The organism is Stenotrophomonas sp. WZN-1 (assembly GCF_002192255.1).
GTDB lineage: Bacteria > Pseudomonadota > Gammaproteobacteria > Xanthomonadales > Xanthomonadaceae > Stenotrophomonas.
This window is the reverse complement of record NZ_CP021768.1, coordinates 1,759,301-1,777,775: the sequence shown is the minus strand read 5'-3', so window position 1 is coordinate 1,777,775 and position 18,475 is coordinate 1,759,301. Positions and strand designations below refer to the sequence as shown.

The 18,475-nt window shown below is 66.7% G+C and carries 20 protein-coding genes; 8 read left to right on the top strand and 12 right to left on the bottom strand.

All coding sequences use genetic code 11. The features are described from left to right. The first annotated feature begins 574 nt into the window (after positions 1 to 574). On the top strand, positions 575 to 2,467 hold the full coding sequence (gene htpG / locus CCR98_RS08465; RefSeq protein WP_087922244.1) for a molecular chaperone HtpG: 1,893 nt from the start codon (positions 575 to 577) through the stop codon (positions 2,465 to 2,467). 145 nt (positions 2,468 to 2,612) lie between these two features. On the opposite strand, the gene CCR98_RS08460 is transcribed toward htpG, so the two are convergent. Beyond that, a complete protein-coding gene (locus CCR98_RS08460) occupies positions 2,613 to 2,912 on the bottom strand; it encodes a hypothetical protein (RefSeq protein ID WP_087922243.1) in 300 nt (99 codons plus the stop codon). 129 nt (positions 2,913 to 3,041) lie between these two features. Between CCR98_RS08460 and ftsY the strand changes: the two genes are divergently transcribed. From ftsY to CCR98_RS08445, 3 genes are all read left to right on the top strand, one after another. Continuing rightward, a complete protein-coding gene (gene ftsY / locus CCR98_RS08455; protein ID WP_087922242.1) occupies positions 3,042 to 4,379 on the top strand; it encodes a signal recognition particle-docking protein FtsY in 1,338 nt (445 codons plus the stop codon). 81 nt (positions 4,380 to 4,460) lie between these two features. Further along, the gene (mutY, locus tag CCR98_RS08450; protein WP_087922241.1) at positions 4,461 to 5,585 is read left to right on the top strand and encodes an A/G-specific adenine glycosylase; all 1,125 of its coding nucleotides are present in this window, start codon (positions 4,461 to 4,463) and stop codon (positions 5,583 to 5,585) included. 5 nt (positions 5,586 to 5,590) lie between these two features. Next, positions 5,591 to 5,860, top strand: a complete 270-nt coding sequence (locus CCR98_RS08445) for an oxidative damage protection protein (protein WP_032958626.1) — start codon at positions 5,591 to 5,593, stop codon at positions 5,858 to 5,860. Positions 5,861 to 5,927: 67 nt separating this feature from the next. Here CCR98_RS08445 and CCR98_RS08440 read toward each other — a convergent pair whose 3' ends face one another. The 10 genes from CCR98_RS08440 to CCR98_RS08395 form a co-directional block, all read right to left on the bottom strand. Then, positions 5,928 to 6,377 (bottom strand): DUF6491 family protein, encoded by a 450-nt coding sequence (locus CCR98_RS08440; protein WP_087922240.1) that lies wholly within the window; start codon positions 6,375 to 6,377, stop codon positions 5,928 to 5,930. A 107-nt stretch (positions 6,378 to 6,484) separates the two neighbouring features. Then, a complete protein-coding gene (gene lolD, locus CCR98_RS08435) occupies positions 6,485 to 7,198 on the bottom strand; it encodes a lipoprotein-releasing ABC transporter ATP-binding protein LolD (protein WP_005409083.1) in 714 nt (237 codons plus the stop codon). Further along, positions 7,191 to 8,432 carry a lipoprotein-releasing ABC transporter permease subunit gene (locus CCR98_RS08430; RefSeq protein WP_087922239.1) on the bottom strand — a complete coding sequence of 414 codons (1,242 nt, stop codon included), beginning with the start codon at positions 8,430 to 8,432 and terminating at the stop codon, positions 7,191 to 7,193. Before CCR98_RS08430 ends, lolD begins: the two co-directional genes overlap by 8 nt. A gap of 23 nt (positions 8,433 to 8,455) precedes the next feature. Then, a complete protein-coding gene (locus CCR98_RS08425; protein ID WP_087922238.1) occupies positions 8,456 to 8,905 on the bottom strand; it encodes a hypothetical protein in 450 nt (149 codons plus the stop codon). Further along, positions 8,856 to 9,104, bottom strand: coding sequence for a succinate dehydrogenase assembly factor 2 (locus CCR98_RS08420; RefSeq protein ID WP_005409080.1), 249 nt, complete (start codon positions 9,102 to 9,104; stop codon positions 8,856 to 8,858). The genes CCR98_RS08425 and CCR98_RS08420 overlap by 50 nt, the downstream gene beginning before the upstream one ends. A gap of 73 nt (positions 9,105 to 9,177) precedes the next feature. Further along, on the bottom strand, positions 9,178 to 9,963 hold the full coding sequence (locus CCR98_RS08415; RefSeq protein ID WP_005409079.1) for a succinate dehydrogenase iron-sulfur subunit: 786 nt from the start codon (positions 9,961 to 9,963) through the stop codon (positions 9,178 to 9,180). 66 nt (positions 9,964 to 10,029) lie between these two features. Further along, complete coding sequence (gene sdhA, locus CCR98_RS08410; protein ID WP_087922237.1) at positions 10,030 to 11,820, bottom strand: succinate dehydrogenase flavoprotein subunit; 1,791 nt, start codon at positions 11,818 to 11,820, stop codon at positions 10,030 to 10,032. A gap of 31 nt (positions 11,821 to 11,851) precedes the next feature. Then, entirely contained in the window at positions 11,852 to 12,238 is a 387-nt protein-coding gene (gene sdhD / locus CCR98_RS08405; RefSeq protein ID WP_087922236.1) for a succinate dehydrogenase, hydrophobic membrane anchor protein, read from the bottom strand. Next, on the bottom strand, positions 12,235 to 12,627 hold the full coding sequence (gene sdhC / locus CCR98_RS08400; RefSeq protein ID WP_024958620.1) for a succinate dehydrogenase, cytochrome b556 subunit: 393 nt from the start codon (positions 12,625 to 12,627) through the stop codon (positions 12,235 to 12,237). The genes sdhD and sdhC overlap by 4 nt, the downstream gene beginning before the upstream one ends. 56 nt (positions 12,628 to 12,683) lie before the next feature. Continuing rightward, positions 12,684 to 12,854, bottom strand: a complete 171-nt coding sequence (locus CCR98_RS08395; protein WP_005409075.1) for a DUF1674 domain-containing protein — start codon at positions 12,852 to 12,854, stop codon at positions 12,684 to 12,686. Positions 12,855 to 12,893: 39 nt separating this feature from the next. Between CCR98_RS08395 and CCR98_RS08390 the strand changes: the two genes are divergently transcribed. Further along, entirely contained in the window at positions 12,894 to 13,769 is an 876-nt protein-coding gene (locus tag CCR98_RS08390; protein ID WP_087922235.1) for a folate-binding protein YgfZ, read from the top strand. Between the two features lie 94 nt (positions 13,770 to 13,863). Here the strand turns inward: CCR98_RS08390 and ugpC are convergent, their stop codons facing one another. Beyond that, on the bottom strand, positions 13,864 to 14,946 hold the full coding sequence (gene ugpC, locus CCR98_RS08385; RefSeq protein ID WP_087922234.1) for a sn-glycerol-3-phosphate ABC transporter ATP-binding protein UgpC: 1,083 nt from the start codon (positions 14,944 to 14,946) through the stop codon (positions 13,864 to 13,866). A 352-nt stretch (positions 14,947 to 15,298) separates the two neighbouring features. Between ugpC and zwf the strand changes: the two genes are divergently transcribed. Genes zwf through pgl form a run of 3 tightly spaced genes read left to right on the top strand, consistent with a single transcriptional unit; the run spans position 15,299 to position 18,461 of the window. Next, entirely contained in the window at positions 15,299 to 16,735 is a 1,437-nt protein-coding gene (zwf, locus tag CCR98_RS08380) for a glucose-6-phosphate dehydrogenase (RefSeq protein WP_087922233.1), read from the top strand. Further along, a complete protein-coding gene (gene glk / locus CCR98_RS08375; RefSeq protein WP_049447609.1) occupies positions 16,732 to 17,739 on the top strand; it encodes a glucokinase in 1,008 nt (335 codons plus the stop codon). The genes zwf and glk overlap by 4 nt, the downstream gene beginning before the upstream one ends. Continuing rightward, the gene (pgl, locus tag CCR98_RS08370; protein WP_049445490.1) at positions 17,736 to 18,461 is read left to right on the top strand and encodes a 6-phosphogluconolactonase; all 726 of its coding nucleotides are present in this window, start codon (positions 17,736 to 17,738) and stop codon (positions 18,459 to 18,461) included. The genes glk and pgl overlap by 4 nt, the downstream gene beginning before the upstream one ends. The last annotated feature ends 14 nt before the right edge of the window (positions 18,462 to 18,475 follow it).

Sequence of the window (18,475 nt, the reverse complement as noted above, 5' to 3'; positions counted from 1 at the left end):
TGCCCGGCACCCGCAGAAGCCACAGCAACGGCCGAAGCAACAGCAACAGCGGGCATTCCTTGGGATGGCGGGGTGGGTCCGGTCGAGGGGGACGCTGCAAGTACGTCCATGTAAGCTCGGTCGCCGCATCCATGCGGCTCACGCCCCCTCAACCGGACCCACCCCGCCTTCGACAGTTTGCTGCGATCTGTCGGAACTCTCTTGGAGTCAGATCCGTTTTCCTGCGGAAAACGGATCTGACTCCATTTGATGTATCGATTTCTGACAGAGGTGTCGACCAAGGTCGACACCTACCAACAGCCGAGTGAACCTGTCAGAGGCGGGGCGGTGTGGGTTGGCAGGACCGTTGGCGCCATGGATGGCGCCATCGAGCCCCCAGGGACGGGTTTACGGCGTGTCCTGCCAACCCACACCGCCCCGCCATCTCACGGAATGCCCGCTGTTGCTGTTGCTTCGGCCTCTGCGGGTGCAGGGTGCAACCCTGCCCGACCAACCCCTTGATTTCGGGACAATCAGCCATACCCCTTGGCGAGGCCGCACGCGCTGGCGCGGCATTGCACACGGAGCCTTATCGATGACCGAGACCACCCAGACCGAAACCCTTGGCTTCCAGACCGAAGTCAAGCAGCTGCTGCAGCTGATGATCCACTCGCTGTACTCCAACAAGGAGATCTTCCTGCGCGAGCTGGTCTCCAACGCCGCCGACGCCGCCGACAAGCTGCGCTTCGAGGCCCTGACCCAGCCCGCTCTGCTGGAGGGCGACAGCGAGCTGCGCGTGCGCGTCAGCTTCGACCCCGCCGCCCACACCATCACCATCGAAGACAACGGCATCGGCATGAGCCGCGCCGAAGCCATCGCCCACCTCGGCACGATTGCAAAGTCCGGCACAGGCGACTTCCTGCGCCAGCTGTCCGGCGACCAGAAGAAGGATTCGCAGCTGATCGGCCAGTTCGGCGTCGGCTTCTACAGCGCCTTCATCGTCGCTGACGAAGTGGAAGTGACCTCGCGCCGCGCCGGCCTGGCTGCAGGCGACGGCGTGCGCTGGACCTCGCGCGGCGAAGGCGATTTCGAAGTGGCCACTGTCGACAAGGCCGAGCGCGGCACCCGCATCGTGCTGCACTTGAAGGATGGCGAACACGATTTCGCCGACGGCTGGCGCCTGCGCAGCATCCTCAAGAAGTACTCGGACCACATCGGCCTGCCGATCCAGATGCCCAAGGAGGGCGGTGAAGAAGGCGCAGCGGTCGAGTGGGAAACTGTCAACCGCGCCAGCGCACTGTGGACCCGCCCGCGCACCGAAATCAGCGATGCCGAATACACCGAGTTCTACAAGCACGTGGCGCACGACCACAGCGACCCGCTGGCGTGGAGCCACAACAAGGTCGAGGGCAAGCTGGAGTACACCTCGCTGCTGTACGTGCCCGGCCGTGCGCCGTTCGACCTGTACCACCGCGATGCGCCCAAGGGCCTGAAGCTGTACGTGCAGCGCGTGTTCGTGATGGACCAGGCCGAGCAGTTCCTGCCGCTGTACCTGCGCTTCATCAAGGGTGTGGTCGATTCCAACGACCTGTCGCTGAATGTCTCGCGCGAGATCCTGCAGTCCGGCCCGGTCATCGATTCGATGAAGGCCGCGCTGACCAAGCGCTCGCTGGACATGCTGGAGAAGCTGGCCGCCGACAAGCCGGAGCAGTACGCCACGTTCTGGAAGGAATTCGGCCAGGTGCTGAAGGAAGGCCCGGCCGAGGACTACAACAACCGCGAGAAGGTGGCCGGCCTGCTGCGCTTCGCCTCCACCCGTGGTGACGGCGATGCGCAGAGCGTGTCGCTGGCCGACTACCTCGGCCGCATGACCGAAGGCCAGGACAAGATCTATTACCTGACCGGCGAGAGCTACAGCCAGGTCCGCAACAGCCCGCACCTGGAAGTGTTCCGCAAGAAGGGCGTGGAAGTGCTGCTGCTGACCGACCGCATCGACGAGTGGCTGATGGGCTACCTGACCGATTTCGACGGCAAGGGCTTCGTCGACATCGCTCGTGGCGACCTCGACCTGGGTGCCTTGGAAACCGAAGCGGACAAGCAGGAACAGGAAGCCGCGGCCAAGGACAAGCAGGGCCTGGTCGAGCGCCTGAAGACGGTGCTGGGCGATGACGTGGCCGAAGTGCGCGTGTCGCACCGCCTGACCGATTCACCGGCGGTGCTGGCCATCGGCGAACAGGACCTGGGCCTGCAGATGCGCCAGATCCTGGAAGCCAGCGGGCAGAAGGTGCCGGACAGCAAGCCGGTGCTGGAGATCAACCCGGGCCACCCGCTGATTGCCAAGCTCGATGCCGAAGCCGATGGCGCACGCTTTGACGATCTGGGCCGGGTGCTGTTCGACCAGGCCGCACTGGCCGCAGGTGACAGCCTGAAGGACCCGGGTGCCTACGTGGCGCGCCTGAACAAGCTGCTGCTGGAACTGTCGGCCTGATCGACAGATCGGGTGCTGGGCAGCGCTTGGCGAGGCTCTGGTAGGTGCCAACCTTGGTTGGCACTGCTGCCCTGGTAGAGGCGAACCTTGGTTGGCGCCCCAAAAGCGTGCCAACCAAGGTTGGCACCTGCCAAAGCGGTGTTGCTCAGGCTTTCCGATCCAGCAGCGAGCCCAGCATCTGGTCCTGGCGGCGGATCACCGCAGCATTGGCAGCGAAGGCCACCACCTCGGCTTTCGCGGCCAGCAGATCACCCAGCGGCGCGGCGGCATCGGCGCCGGTGGACGTCACCGAAGCCTGCACCCCACCCTGCTCGGTGGTATTGCGCTGCAACTGCAGGCGCTGGGCATCTGGGGTCGCCAGGTTGGCCACGTTGTGCGCGGCCACCTGCACGCCCTGCTGGGCCGCACGCATCCCGCTGAGGGCAATTCCCATCACGTTGTCCATGGCGGTCTCCGGGCCGCACGACGCAGCCCTCCGGACCGGTTAACGGCCGGCGGGCCGCGACCTTGAGTCCACATCGGCCGGACAGGCCCGAGTGGTAGCATATCCCCCTGATTTCAGCGCCTTTTGCCAATGCTCAGTTTTTTCCGCCGCAAGAAGCCCCAGGATGCCCCCGCAGCGGAGGCACCCAAGACCCAGCACTACTCGGCTGAAGAGCTGGCGGCGGCATTCCCGTCGGCCGCGCCGGTCGAGGACAAGGAACCCGCGCCGGTAGCTGCGCCGGCCGCACCTGCCCCCGTTGAGCCGCCCCCGGCAGCGGTCGCCCCGGTAACGGTCGAGCCCACCCCGGCGGCTCCCGCTCCGGTGGTCCCGGCCGTCCCGGCACCCATTGCCCCGGCCCCGATCGCGCAGATCGACGTCGCCCCTGTCGCTGCCCCAGCCATCGAGCCGGTGCCTGCGCCACTGCCGGAACCTGCGCCTGCGCCGACCCCAGCAGCGGTCTCCGACGACCTGCCTGCCGCCGCCTCGGTCGACGCCGTTCCGGCGCCTGCCGGCAAACCCGGCTGGCGCGAACGCCTGCGAAACAGCGTCATCGCACGCAGCTTCGGCGGCCTGTTCTCGCGCAACCCCAAGCTCGACGACGATCTGCTGGACGAGCTGGAAACCGCGCTGATCACCGCCGATGTCGGCGTAGGCGCCACCACCGATCTGGTCGAGGGCCTGCGCAAGCGCATGAAGTCGCGCGAGTTCGCCGACGCCAATGCGCTGCTGGCCGCGCTGCGCGCCGAGCTGATCGCGATCCTGCAGCCGGTCGCCAAGCCGCTGGTGATCGATCGCAACGCCAAGCCCTTCGTGGTGCTCACCGTCGGCGTCAACGGCGTCGGCAAGACCACCACCATCGGCAAGCTGGCCAAGCGCTTCAAGGATGACGGCCACAGCCTGATGCTGGCCGCTGGCGATACCTTCCGCGCCGCCGCCGTGGCCCAGCTGCAGGCCTGGGGCGAGCGCAACGGCGTGGCCGTGGTCGCGCAGGGGCAGAACGCCGATGCCGCGTCGGTGGCATTCGACGCGCTGCAGGCCGGCAAGGCCCGCGGCACCTCGGTGCTGATCGCCGATACCGCCGGTCGCCTGCACACCCAGTCCGGCCTGATGAACGAGCTGGGCAAGATCCGCCGCGTGCTCGGCAAGATCGATCCCACCGCCCCGCATGAGGTGCTGATGGTGATCGACGGCACCACCGGCCAGAACGCGCTGTCGCAGCTGCGCCAGTTCAATGCTGCGGTGAACGTGACCGGCCTGGTAGTGACCAAGCTGGACGGCACTGCCAAGGGCGGCGTGGTGTTCGCGCTGGCCCGCGAGTTCGGCATTCCGATCCGTTTCGCAGGCATCGGCGAGCGCCCGGAAGACCTGCGCGTGTTCGATCCGGAAGCCTTCGTCGACGCCCTGCTGCCCGAAGCGCTGGGCGCCTGATACACCGTGCAGCCACGCATGGCGTGGCTCTACTGAAACCGGTAGAGCCACCCCACGGGTGGCTGCCTCTCTGGAACCCCGATGCCCCGCCAGCCGCACGCCAGCGCCAAGACTGCCCGGGAAGACGGTTTCGTCGACCGCCTGCTGCACTGGTTCGACGACCACGGCCGCCACGACCTGCCCTGGCAGCACCCGCGCAGCCCCTACCGGGTCTGGCTGTCGGAAATCATGCTGCAGCAGACCCAGGTGACCACGGTCATCCCGTACTTCCAGCGGTTCCTGCAACACTTCCCGACCCTGTCCGACCTCGCCGCCGCCAGCAATGACGCGGTGATGGCACAGTGGGCCGGGCTCGGCTACTACGCCCGCGCACGCAACCTGCATGCCGCTGCAAAGCGCTGCGTGGAACTGCACGACGGCGATCTGCCGCGCGATTTCGATGCATTGCATGCGCTGCCCGGCATCGGCCGCAGCACCGCCGGCGCGATCCTCAGCCAGGCCTGGAACGACCCGTTCGCGATCCTCGATGGCAACGTCAAGCGCGTGCTCAGCCGTTACCACGGCATCGATGGCTTCCCCGGCCTGCCGGTCGTCGAGAAGCAATTGTGGGTGATCGCCGAGGCGCACGTGGCGCGGGTGCCGGCCGGGCGCATGGCCGACTACACGCAGGCGCAGATGGACCTGGGCGCAACGGTGTGCAGCCGCGCCAAACCCACCTGCGTCATCTGCCCGCTGCAGGATGACTGCGTGGCGCGCCGCGAAGGCCGCACTGCCGAACTGCCGACACCCAAGCCCAGCAAGACCCTGCCCGAGCGCGAGGCCGTTGCCCTGCTGCTGCGCGACGCCCAGCAGCGCGTGCTGCTGCAGAAGCGGCCGGACACCGGCATCTGGGCACAGTTGTGGACGCTGCCGCAGGCCGACGCCGGCAGCGAGCTGCAGGACTGGTTCGACGCGCACGTTGAAGGCTCTCTGGAAGACGCCGAAGCGCTGCCGGTGCTGCAGCACACCTTCAGCCACTACAAACTGCACCTGCAGGTACTGTCGCGGCAGGTACACGGCCTGCGCGTGGAAGAACCCACGCTGCGCTGGGTCGCCACCGACGAGTTGCCCGTGCTGGGCCTGCCAGCCCCCATCCGCAAGCTGCTCGACGGCGCCACGATCAAGGCGCCGAAACGAAATTCCAAGAAACCCCGCAACCACGAGTGAGTGCCATGTCCCGAACCGTCTTCTGCCAGTACGAACAACGCGATGCCGAGGGCCTGGACTTCGTGCCCTACCCCGGCGAACTGGGCCAGCGCATCTTCAGCAACATCGGCAAGCAGGCCTGGGCCGCGTGGCTCGCGCACCAGACCATGCTGATCAACGAAAACCGCCTGTCGCCGCGCACCCCTGAACATCGCGCGTTCCTTGAAGGCGAACTGGTCAAGTTCCTGTTCGAGAAGGATGCGGAAAAGCCGGCGGGTTTCACTCCGGAAACCTGACCTGCCGGTAGCGCCGGGCCATGCCCGGCGTCCAGGCATCCGCCGGGCATGGCCCGGCGCTACCAGTTTATTTCCCGGATTCCTCGCGCTCCTGCACCTGCGCCTGGCGCAGCTCCTGCTCGGAAGTGCGCAACGCCTTCACGTCCAGCTTGCGGATGCTGTTGATGAAGCACGGCATGCGCGGGCCACCGGTCGGATCGCGCACCAGCACCTTGTCAAAGCGCGACGACACCCGGCCCATGCTGCTGGTCAGGCCGATGGCGGTGGCATATGGCAGGTCCTGGCAGGGGCCGTTCAACTCAAGCAGGTAAGCCTCGCTTGGGCGCGTCCAGACCGCCAGTGCGCTGTCACCCAGCTCGGTCCAGCCATTGAGGCGGCCGAAGAACTGCATGTCGTTCTGCGGCGCGCCGGCGTGGGCACGGTACAGATCCAGTTTCTCGGTACTGCTGAGCCGGCCGGTGGTCGCGCAGGCGGCCAGCGCCAGGCACAGTCCGGCGATCAGGAGCGGGGTCTTCATGGCGATCTCCTCGGGGAACCTGCTGCGATCATGCGCCGACCGACGTGCGGCCGGCGCGATGGCAGGTAAACCCGTTCAGGCGCCGGGAGGCGGCCGTTGCCGGCCGCTCAGACGTCGGCGTGGGCCAGTGCGTGCAGGCGACCTTCGCGCAGTTCCAGCACGCGATCGAGGCGGCGCGCCAGGCTGCGGTCGTGGGTGACCAGCACCAGGCTGGTATGTCGCGCGCGGTTCAGTTCCAGCATCAGCTCGAACACCGTGGCAGCCGTGCGGTCATCCAGGTTGCCGGTCGGCTCGTCGCCGAGCACGCAGGCCGGATGATTGACCAGTGCTCGTGCCACCGCAGCACGCTGGCGCTCGCCGCCGGACAGCTCGCCCGGCTTGTGGTCCAGGCGATGGCCGAGGCCGACCGCTTCCAGCAGCGTCGTGGCCCGGCTGCTCGCTTCGGCCACCGCGGTGCCAGCCAGCAGCACCGGCATCATCACGTTTTCCAGTGCGGTGAACTCAGGCAGCAGGTGGTGGAACTGGTAGACGAAACCCAGCGCCTGATTGCGCAGCAGGCCACGCGCGGTGTCCGACAGCGCCGACATGCGCTGGCCGGTCACGTAGACCTCGCCCGCGGTCGGAATATCCAGCCCGCCCAGCAGGTGCAGCAGCGTGCTCTTGCCGGCACCGGAAGCACCAATGATCGCCACCGTTTCGCCGGCGGTCACGGTCAGGTCCAGGCCATCGAACACCGGGGTCTGCATGCGCCCTTCGGCGTAGGTCTTGCCCAGTGCTTCGGCGCGGATCACTTCATCGCCGCGGTTGAAGACCTTATTCATAACGCAGGGCCTCCGCCGGCTGGGTGCGTGCTGCCCGCCAGGCGGGATACAGGGTGGCCAGGAAGCTCATCAGCAGCGCGACCACGGTGATCGCCACCACGTCGCCGGTCTGCATGTCGGTCGGCAGGCCGGTGATGTAGTAGACGTCCTCCGGCAGCAGCTTGACGTTGAACACGCTCTCGATCGCGCCGAGGATGCGTTCCAGGTTGAGGGTCAGGGTGATGCCGCCGATCAGGCCGGCCAGTGTGCCGAAGATGCCGATCAGCGAGCCCTGCACCATGAACACCTGCATCACCCCGCCCGGGGTCAGGCCCAGCGTGCGCAGGATGGCGATGTCGGCCTGCTTGTCGGTCACCAGCATCACCTGCGACGACACCAGGTTGAAGGCGCCCATGGCGATGATCAGCGACAGCAGGATGCCCATCACCACCTTCTCCATGCGCAGCGAGTGGTAGAGGTTGGCGTTCTGCTGGGTCCAGTCACTCACGCGGTACGCGCCGCCAAGGCTCTGCGCCAGGTCCACGCCAACTTCCAGCGAGCGGTCCATGTCGTGCAGTTTCAGCCGCACGCCGGTGGCACCATCGCTGCGCAGCACGCGCTCCAGGTCCTGCATGTTGGCAAAGCCGACGCCGCGGTCGACCTCGTTGTAGCCGGCCTCGAAGATGCCGCTGACGGTGAAGCGTTTCATTCGTGGCACCGCGCCGGCAGGCGTGCCCTGCACTTCGGCGAACGTGACCAGTACCTGGTCTCCCACGTCCACGCCGAGCCAGATCGCCAGCTCCTTGCCCAGCAGCAGGTTGAAGCTGCCTGGCTTGAGGCTGTCATAGCTGCCCTTGGTGACCTTCTTGTCGATCACCGAGACTTTCGGTTCCAGCGCCGGATCGATGCCCTGGATGATCGCGCCCTGCACGCGCGGGCCGCTGATCATCGACTGGATCTCGATGTACGGCGCGGCACCGGCCACGCGCGGGTCCTTGCCGGCGATGTCGACCACGCGCATCCAGTCCGGCATCGGCTCGCCGTCGCGGCTGATGGTAGTGTGCGCGGTCATCTGCAGCAGGCGGCTGCGGATTTCCTTCTGGAAACCGCTCATCACCGCCAGGGTGGTGATCAGCACCGTAACGCCGAGCGCGATGCCCAGGATCGATGCCATCGAGATGAAGGAGATGAAGCCGTTGCGGCGCTTGGCGCGCAGGTAGCGCAGGCCAATGGCCACGGGAATGGGTTTGAACATGCAGGCACGCCGGTCAATTCAGCTTATGGTGCCATCGACCGGGGCCGACGGGAAACGCCGCGTGCGGCCACGGCCAGTCGCAGTTCACGTCGCTGCCCGGAATCGAGCACATCCGGCCAGAACAACAGGCGCCGGCGGCGCCGATCCGCACGCCAGAGCAACAACAGCCATGGGCCACGCACGACCAGTTGTGGTGCATCGGCGTCCTGCCCGGCCACCTGCAGCGGCTCGGGCGGTACCGGCAGAAGCACCTGCACGCGTGGCCTGTGCTGGCGCCAGGCCAGTTCGGCCAACCCGATGACCCAGGCCAGCACCACTGCGGGCATCAGCAGCCGTGAAGGCAGGTCCGATGCGCGCAGCAGCCACGGCGCGGCCAGCAGCACCGCCAACTGGGCGGCGGCCTGCAGCCGCGAGGGGCGCCACTCAAGGCTTGAGGGCGAGGATCTTCTGCATGAGGGGGATCGCGTGCGCATGCGGGCAGGCCTCGTAGCCCATGAACCAGCGCCACAACTTATCGTCCTCGCAGTCGAGCAGAAACAGGAAAACCTCGCGCTCTTCGGTCGGCGCAGTGCTCCATTCGTGGTCCAGGTAACGGCCGAACAGCTGGTCCAGCTCACGCATGCCGCGGCGGCAGCGCCAGCGCAGCTTCTTCAGCAGAACATCTTCTTCCATCGTGTTTCTCCAGATACAGCAAAGCCACGCATGGCGTGGCTCTGCTGGGGTCATGCAACTACCCGGCACCGTATCAGGCGCGGCGTTCCATCATCAGCTTCTTGATCTCGGCGATCGCCAGCGCCGGGTTCAGGCCCTTCGGGCAGGTCCGGGCGCAGTTCATGATGGTGTGGCAGCGGTACAGCTTGAACGGATCTTCCAGATCGTCCAGGCGCGCACCGGTGTCCTCATCGCGCGAGTCGATGATCCAGCGGTAGGCCTGCAGCAGGATCGCCGGGCCCAGGTAACGCTCGCCGTTCCACCAGTAGCTCGGGCAGCTGGTCGAGCAGCAGGCGCACAGGATGCACTCGTACAGGCCGTCCAGCTTCTTGCGGTCTTCCGGCGACTGCAGGCGCTCACGGTCCGGCGGGGCCGGGGTCTGGGTGCGGATCCACGGCTTGATCGACGCGTACTGCGCGTAGAAGTGGGTCAGGTCCGGAACCAGATCCTTGACCACGTTCATGTGCGGCAGCGGGTAGATCGGCACTTCCTTCTTGCCGCAGTCCGAGATGGCCCGGGTGCAGGCCAGGGTGTTGGTGCCGTCGATGTTCATCGCGCACGAACCACAGATACCTTCGCGGCACGAGCGGCGGAAGGTCAGGGTCGGGTCGATCTCGTTCTTGATCTTGATCAGGGCGTCCAGGACCATCGGGCCACAGGCGTCCAGATCGACTTCATAGGTGTCGGTGCGCGGGTTGCTGTCGTCGTCCGGACTCCAGCGGTAGATCTTGAAGGTGCGCACGTTCTTGCCGCCGTTCTTGACGGGGAAGTGCTTGCCCTTCGTGATCTTGGAATTCTTGGGGAGTGAAAACTCGGCCATGGCTGCTCTCGTTGGCTCAGGCGGCCCGCGCCCGTGGGCGCGGATTGCATGGTAGGCGGGGTCGGATCAGTACACGCGCGGCTTCGGCGGCACCACGGACACGTCGTCGGTCAACGTGTACATGTGCACCGGACGGTAGTCGAAGCTGCACTTGCCCTTCTCGTCGACGCTGACCAGGGTGTGCTTCTGCCAGTTGACGTCGTCGCGGTCCGGGAAATCCTCGTGCGCATGCGCGCCGCGGCTTTCCTTGCGCTGTTCGGCCGAGTTGATCGTCGCCACCGCGTTGAGCAGCAGGTTGTTCAGCTCGTAGGTCTCGATCAGGTCCGAGTTCCAGACCAGCGAACGGTCGGAGACCTTCACGTCCTGGAACGAGTCGAAGATCTTGTCCATCTTCTCGCAGCCTTCCTTCAGCGTCTGGCTGGTGCGGAAGACCGCCGCGTCGGCCTGCATGGTGCGCTGCATGCGATCGCGGATGACCGAGGTCGGGGTATCGCCGTTGGCGTGGCGCAGCTTGTCCAGCAGGCCCAGCGCCTTGTCGCAGGCATCGGCCGGCAGCGGCTTGTGCGACGCGCCCGGCTTGATGGTCTCGGCGCAGCGGTTAGCCACCGCACGACCGAACACCACCAGGTCCAGCAGCGAGTTCGAGCCCAGGCGGTTGGCGCCGTGCACGGACACGCAGGCCGCTTCACCGATGGCGTACAGGCCCGGCACCACGGCATTGTCGTTGTCACCGACCTTCTGCACCACTTCGCCGTGGTAGTTGGTCGGAATGCCGCCCATGTTGTAGTGCACGGTCGGGATGACCGGAATCGGCTGCTTGTGCACGTCGACGCCGGCGAAGATGCGGGCGCTTTCAGCGATACCCGGCAGCTTCTCGTCGATCACGCCCGGGCCGAGGTGGGTCAGGTCGAGCAGGATGTGGTCCTTGTGCTCGCCGACGCCGCGGCCTTCGCGGATCTCGATGGTCATCGAACGGCTGACCACGTCGCGCGAGGCCAGGTCCTTGTAGTGCGGTGCGTAACGCTCCATGAAGCGCTCGCCACTGCTGTTGCGCAGGATGCCGCCTTCACCGCGGACACCCTCGGTGATCAGGCAGCCGGCGCCGTAGATGCCGGTCGGGTGGAACTGCACGAACTCCATGTCCTGCATGGCGATGCCGGCACGCATGGCCAGGCCGCCACCGTCGCCGGTGCAGGTGTGCGCCGAGGTGGCGCTGAAGTAGGCACGGCCGTAGCCGCCGGTGGCCAGCACCACGCCCTGGGCACGGAACAGGTGAAGGGTGCCGTCGGACATGTCCAGGGCCAGCACACCGCGGCAGGCGCCTTCTTCATCGAAGATCAGGTCGAGTGCGAAGTACTCGATCATGAAGCGCGCATCGTGCTTCAGCGACTGCTGGTACAGGGTGTGCAGCATCGCGTGGCCGGTACGGTCGGCCGCCGCGCAGGTACGCTGCGCCGCCGGGCCTTCGCCGTACTTGGTGGTCATGCCACCGAACGGACGCTGGTAGATCTTGCCTTCGGCGGTGCGCGAGAACGGCACGCCGTAGTGCTCGAGCTCGATGATGGCCGGGATGGCCTCACGGCACATGTATTCGATGGCGTCCTGGTCGCCCAGCCAGTCCGACCCCTTGATGGTGTCGAAGAAGTGGTAGCGCCAGTCGTCCTCGCCCATGTTGGCGAGTGCGGCCGAGATACCGCCCTGGGCGGCAACGGTGTGCGAACGGGTCGGGAAGACCTTGGTCAGGCACACGGTCTGCAGGCCCTTGGCGGCCAGGCCGAACGTGGCGCGCAGGCCGGCACCGCCGGCGCCGACCACGACCATGTCGTACTTGTGTTCGGTGATCTTGTAAGCGGACATCTAATCTGGATTCCTGTGTTGGTGCCTGGGCTCAGGCAACGCCGAGGGCGATGCGGCCCACCGCAAACACACTGACGATCATGCCGAGCACGGCGACGAACTTCACCGCGGTCTGCAGCACCAGGGCCAGCAGCGATTCGTGGATGTAGTCTTCCAGCACGACCTGCATGCCGAGCTGCGCGTGCCAGAACATGGCGATCAGCAGGCCGATCAGCGGCACGGCGTTCCACGGCTTGGCCACGGTGGCGGCGGCGGTCGCGTAGTCCGAGCCCAGCAGGCCCAGCACGAAGACCAGGAACCAGATGCCCAGTGCCACCAGGGCGGCGGCGGTCAGGCGCTGGTGCACGAAGTGCTCGGTGCCGGTCTTGGCCGAGCCAAGGCCGCGCACGTTCTTCAACGGGGTACGGAACTTGCTCACGCGGCACCTCCGAACATCACATAGGCCCACACCAGCAGGGTGATCACCAGGCTGCCGATGACCGACAGCCAGCTGCTGCGGATGAAGGCGGGGATGCTGAAACCAATAGCGAAGTCCTGCACGACGTGGCGGATGCCATTGCACAGGTGATAGGCGAACGACCATGTCCACGCGAACAGGAACACGCGGCCATACCAGGCCCCGGCATGGCCGGTGAAGCAGTTCCAGGATTCGGGCCCCATCATCAGGGCCAGCAGGCCGGCGGCGATGATGAGGGCACCAACAGACAGAAAGACGCCAGTGGCTCGATGCAGGATCGAGGTGGCCATCTGAATCTGCCAGCGATACACCTGAAGGTGCGGGGAAAGTGGGCGTTGTCTGGTCGCCATTCGCTGGGCTCGTTGTCTCGGCTGGGCGGCACGCGGCCGCGTTGGCTCAATGCTGATCAGAAATCGATGCAGCGTCCGTTTTTCTCCCAATCGCCATACCGCACCGGATCAAGTCCGCCGCGGCCGCCGAATTCCTCTGCTTTTTCCTGTTCCACGGGCACGGGTGCCGCGGGGACCAGCGGGGCTTCAGATTCGTCGTCGGGAGTGGGGGTTGTTTGGCCTATCATGTTCGGTCTCGCAACGCACAAATTTTAGACCTCGTTCACGTGCCTGACAACCTGCCCCCTGCTTTCGTCGGATATCCGCGCCTGCCCGGCCACCAGCTGCTGAGCCTGCAAGGCCCGGATGCGGCTGCCTTTGCCCACGCCCAGTTCAGCAGCGATGTCACCGCCCTGCCCCTGCAGCACTGGCAGTGGAGTGCCTGGCTGAGCGCCAAGGGCCGCACTCTGGTGGTGTTCCAGCTGCTTCGGCTGGCGGAAGACCATGTGATGCTGGTGCTGGCCGACGGCGATGCCGATGCGATTGCGTCGCAACTGCAGCGCTTCGTGTTCCGCCGCAAGGTGAAGGTGCAGGTGCGCGGCGACCTGGCGGTGGCCGGCGCGTTCACCGCACCCGAGGCCGCCAGCGGCGCCGCGATTGCGCAGACCGCAGGTGACGGTTGGGAACTGGACCTGGGCAGCGATGCCCTGCCGCGCACCCTGCGTATCGGCAGCGCCGCTGCCTTCGCCGTCGGCAGCGAAGCCGATGAGGCCGCCTTCACCCTGGCCTGGCGCCAGGCCGACCTGCGCTACGGCCTGCCGCGGCTGGACGAAAGCCAGCGCGAAGTGTGGACCCCGCAGCAGCTGGGCCTGGACCGCCTGAACGGCTACAGCGTCAAGAAGGGCTGCTATCCCGGCCAGGAAATCGTCGCCCGCACCCACTTCCTCGGCAAGGCCAAGCGTGCGGTGCAGTTGCTGCATACCGCAGCACCGGCACAGGCCGGCGATGGCGTGCAGCAGGATGGCGCGGCGCTGGGCACGATCGCCTGCGTGGCCGGCGACCTGGCGCTGGCGGTGCTGCCGCTGGAGGCCAGCGATGCTGATCTGCAGGTGGGCGATGCCAACGCGCAGCGCGTGCCGTTGCTGGACGGACTGGCACGCTGAATCCGGCGGGAAACCGCATCTGGCGGGTGCGGACCTTGGTCCGCACGCCTTGGGTGAAGGAATGGTAGTGCCGGCCGCTGGCCGGCACTACCCGTTACAGGCGCTCGCCGGTTTCCGGGTTGAAGAAATGCAGGCCCTGCGGGTGGATCGCCACGCGGATCTGCTCGCCCACCGCCGGCAGCGACTGCGGTGCCACGCGCATGGTCAGCGCGTGCTGGCCGCTGCTCAGGTTGACGAAGATCTCGTTACCGACCGGTTCGATGCCTTCAATGCGTGCGACGAACGCATGCGCATCATCGGCAGCCGCCGGCTGCAGGTGCTCCGGGCGCACGCCCACCGCGATCGGCTTCTGCAACCATGCCGGATCGATCGTGGCCTGGCCCAGCGGTGCACGCCATTCGCCGTCGACCACGGTTACGCCGCCGGCATCACCCTGCAGCGTGCCACGCAGCACGTTCATCGCCGGGCTGCCGAGGAAACCGGCCACGAACAGGTTGGCCGGGCGGTCATACAGCGCCATCGGCGTATCGATCTGCTGGATGATGCCGTCCTTCAGCACCACGATGCGCTGGCCAAGGGTCATCGCTTCGACCTGGTCGTGCGTCACGTAGATCATGGTGGTGCCCAGCTTGCGGTGCAGCTGCGCGATTTCGGTTCGCACGCTGTGACGCAGCTTGGCGTCGAGGTTGGACAGCGGCTCGTCCAGCAGGAACACCGCCGGCTCGCGCACCAGTGCGCGCCCCAGCGCAACACGCTGGCGCTGGCCACCGGACATCGCCTTGGGTAGCTTGTCCATCATCTCGGTCAGGCCCAGCGTCTGCGCCGCCTCGGCGATGCGCTTGTCGATGGTCGCCTTGTCATGACCGCGCAGCTTCAGCCCGAAGGCCAGGTTCTCGGCCACGGTCATGTGCGGGTACAGCGCATAGCTCTGGAACACCATCGCGATGTCGCGGTCCTTCGGCGCCACGTCGTTGACCACGCGATCACCGATGGTCAACGTGCCGCCGCTGATCTCTTCCAGGCCGGCCACCATCCGCAGCAGGGTCGACTTGCCACAGCCGGATGGGCCGACCAGCACCATCAGCTCGCCATCGGCGACCTCGAAGCTGGCGTCCTTCACCGCGACCTGGCCGTTGTCATAGACCTTGCGCACACCCTGCAACTGCACTTTTGCCATATCACCTATCCGGTCCGCCCGAAGCCGGGCTGTCTTTTGGGACTGCCTCGGCCCTCCCGATGGCAGTGATGATTGCGCGCCTGCCGCATGACGGCGAGCACTGCAATCGAATACAGTTGCCCATTCTGCCATGTAAACGTTTTCACGTGGCACTATCCGATGATCGGTGCGCACCGATCTGCGTCGGCGGTTGAACGAAGGTTCCGCCGAGGTAGTGGTTTCGAATGGAACGGTCTTCCGGTACCCCGGAGAACGCCCCTGACGAGCCTCGGACAGGCAGTTGCGCGGATGTCCCCCGAACCCAGCCATGAAGCGATTGACAACGATGTCACCCGGATCTGAAACTCGAGCGATGCACGACACCCTCTTCCTGTTCGGTGCCACAGGTGATCTGGCCCAGCGCTACCTGTTCCCTTCGCTGCTTCGCCTGCTTGGCGACGGCCTGCTGCCGGAGGACTTCCGCATCCGTGCACTGGCCCTGTCCGGGCATGACACCGAAGCCTTCCATGACATCCTGCGGCCGCGCCTGCAGCAGGCCATGCCGATGGCCACGCAGGACGACATCAGCGCCCTGCTGCGCCGCATCGACTACCGCTCGGTGGACCTGCGCGACGTCGACTCGGTCGCCGCCGCGGTCGCCGACCTGGTTCACCGCAAGTGCGTCAGCTACCTGGCCATCCCGCCGGGCCTGTACATCTCCACCTGCGAAGGCCTGGCCAAGGGCGGCGCCCTCGCCGCACCGGCACGCCTGATGCTGGAGAAGCCGATCGGCAGCGACAGCGAGAGCGCCGAGGAAATCATCAGCACCATCGGCCAGTGGATCGACGAGGACCGCGTGTTCCGCCTCGACCATTACCTGGGCAAGGCGGCGGTGCAGAACCTGATCGCACTGCGCTTCGGCAACACGCTGCTGGAAGCGGTGTGGAACCGCAACTACATCGAATCGGTGCACATCCTGGTGGCCGAGAGCGAAGGCGTGGATGGCCGCGATGCCTATTACGCCCGCTCCGGCGCGCTGCGCGACATGGTGCAGAGCCACATCCTGCAGCTGCTGTGCATGGTGGCGATGGAACCGCCTGCGTCGCTGGAAGCCGACCGCATCCGCGACGAGAAGGTCAAGGTGCTGCGCGCCCTGCGCCCGCTCGATGCCAGGCACGCCGCGCGTGACAGCGTCCGTGGCCGCTACACCGCCGGCACCATCAACGGCCAGCCGGCGCAGGCCTACCAGCCGCCGGAAGGCAGCGACGTGGAAACCTTCGCCGGCGTCACCGCGCATATCGACAACTGGCGCTGGAGCGGCGTGCCGTTCCACCTGGTCACCGGCAAGCGCCTGCCCGAACGCACCACCCGCGTGGTGGTCACGCTGAAGCCGGTCACCCACTGGTTGTTCGAGCGCCCGCAGCGCGCGCAGGCGGCACCGAACCGCCTGGTATTCCAGCTGCAGCCGCAGGAAAACATCGAACTGGGCCTGATGAGCAGCCTGGCCGGCCCGGAATGGGGTGCGCTGGAACTGCATCCGCTGGAACTGGAACTGTCGGTACCAACCGGCCTGCACCGCCGCATCGCCTACGAACGCCTGTTCCTCGATGCGTTCAACGGCAACCACACGCTGTTCGTGCGCGACGACGAAGTGCGTGCTGCCTGGGCCTGGATCGACAGCGTGGCCGATGCATGGAAGGACGCCAAACTGCCGCTGGAACCCTACCCGGCCGGCCAGTGGGGCCCGGCCAACGCGGGCGAGTTCCTGCCGCAGGGCGTGGATGCGCCGGACAGCGGAGCGTCGGCATGAGTGCCAGCTCGCAGCCGGTGCTGGTCGCCGACATCGGCGGCACCAACGCCCGCTTCGCCCTGGCCGACACCTCGCTGGACGCACCGCTGCAGAAGGACAGCATCCGCGAGTACGCGGTGGCGGAGTTCCCGTCGCTCGGTGATGCCGCGCGCCACCATCTGGAACAGATCGGCGCCACGGCAAGCCGCGGCGTGTTCGCCGTGGCCGGTCGCGTGGATGGTGACGAAGCACGCATCACCAACCATCCGTGGGTGATCTCGCGCAGCCGCACCGCCGCCATGCTCGGGTTCGACGAGCTGCACCTGATCAACGACTTCGCCGCACAGGCGATGGCGATTTCACTGCTGCAGCCCGATGACGTGGTCCAGGTCGGCGGCGCCGCCTGGGTCCCGGGCAAGCCGGGCCAGCCACGCAACTACGCGGTGATCGGACCGGGGACCGGCCTGGGTGTCGGTGGCCTGATCCTGCGCCATGGCCGCTGCTACCCGCTGGAAACCGAAGGCGGCCATGTCAGCTTCCCGCCGGGAACGCCGGAGGAGATCCGCATCCTGGAGATCCTGTCCGAGCAGTTCGGCCGCGTCTCCAACGAGCGCCTGATCTGTGGCCCCGGGCTGGTCAACATCCATCGCGCCGTATGCGAGATGGCCGGCATCGATCCGGGCCAGCTGCAGCCGGTGGACGTGACTGCCCGCGCCCTGCACGGTGATCCGCAGGCGATGCGTACCGTCGATGTGTTCTGCGCCGTGTTCGGCGCCATCGCCGGTGACCTGGTGCTGACCCAGGGCGCGTGGGACGGCGTGTTCCTGACCGGCGGGCTGACCCCGAAGATGCTCGATTCGCTGCAGCACTCCGGTTTCCGCCAGCGCTTCGAACACAAGGGCCGCTTCTCCTCGATCATGGCACGCGTGCCCTCGTTGGCGGTGATGCATCCCCACGCCGGATTGCTGGGCGCCGCCGCCTATGCCGCCGATGCTGAACGTGACGCACCTGGAGTTGCCGCATGAGTCCCACCACCTTCCACGACGACCGCATCGAGTTCATCAACCATGGCGATGCCGATGGCTGGATCGAAGCGGTAGCCGCCGAGATGGCGCAGACCCTCAACCACGACATCAACGAAGTGGGCCGTGCCCGCATCCTGCTGTCCGGTGGCACCACGCCGGCACCGGTCTACCAGGCCCTGGCCGAACTGGACGTGCACTGGGACCGGGTGGAAGTGAGCCTGGCCGACGAGCGCTGGCTGTCGCCGCAGGATCGCGACAGCAATGCCTGGCTGGTGCGCGAACACCTGCTCAAGCGCGCCGAGGGGGCCCATTTCGATCCGCTGGTGCGGATCGGCAAGCCACTGCCGGAATGCGTGTACACCGCCAACCTGCAGGCGCAGCACAGCCAGCCGCCGAGCCTGGTGGCACTGGGCATGGGCAACGACGGCCACACTGCCTCGCTGTTCCCGGGCTCGAAGGACCTGGCCCGCGCACTGGAAAGCACCCTGCCCTACGCGGCGCTGGATGCCACCGGCTGCCCGGGCGCGAACCAGTGGCCGCTGCGCATCACCCTGACCCCGCATGGCCTACGCCAGTGCCGCCAGCGCCTGCTGCTGCTGCGTGGCAAGCAGAAGCTGCAGGTACTGCGCCAGGCGCTGGACAGCAACGACGCCCAGCAGTACCCGATCCTCAATGCGATCAACCTGGAAGGCGCGCGCCTGCGCGTCCACTGGGCTGATTGATGTCGGCGGCGGCG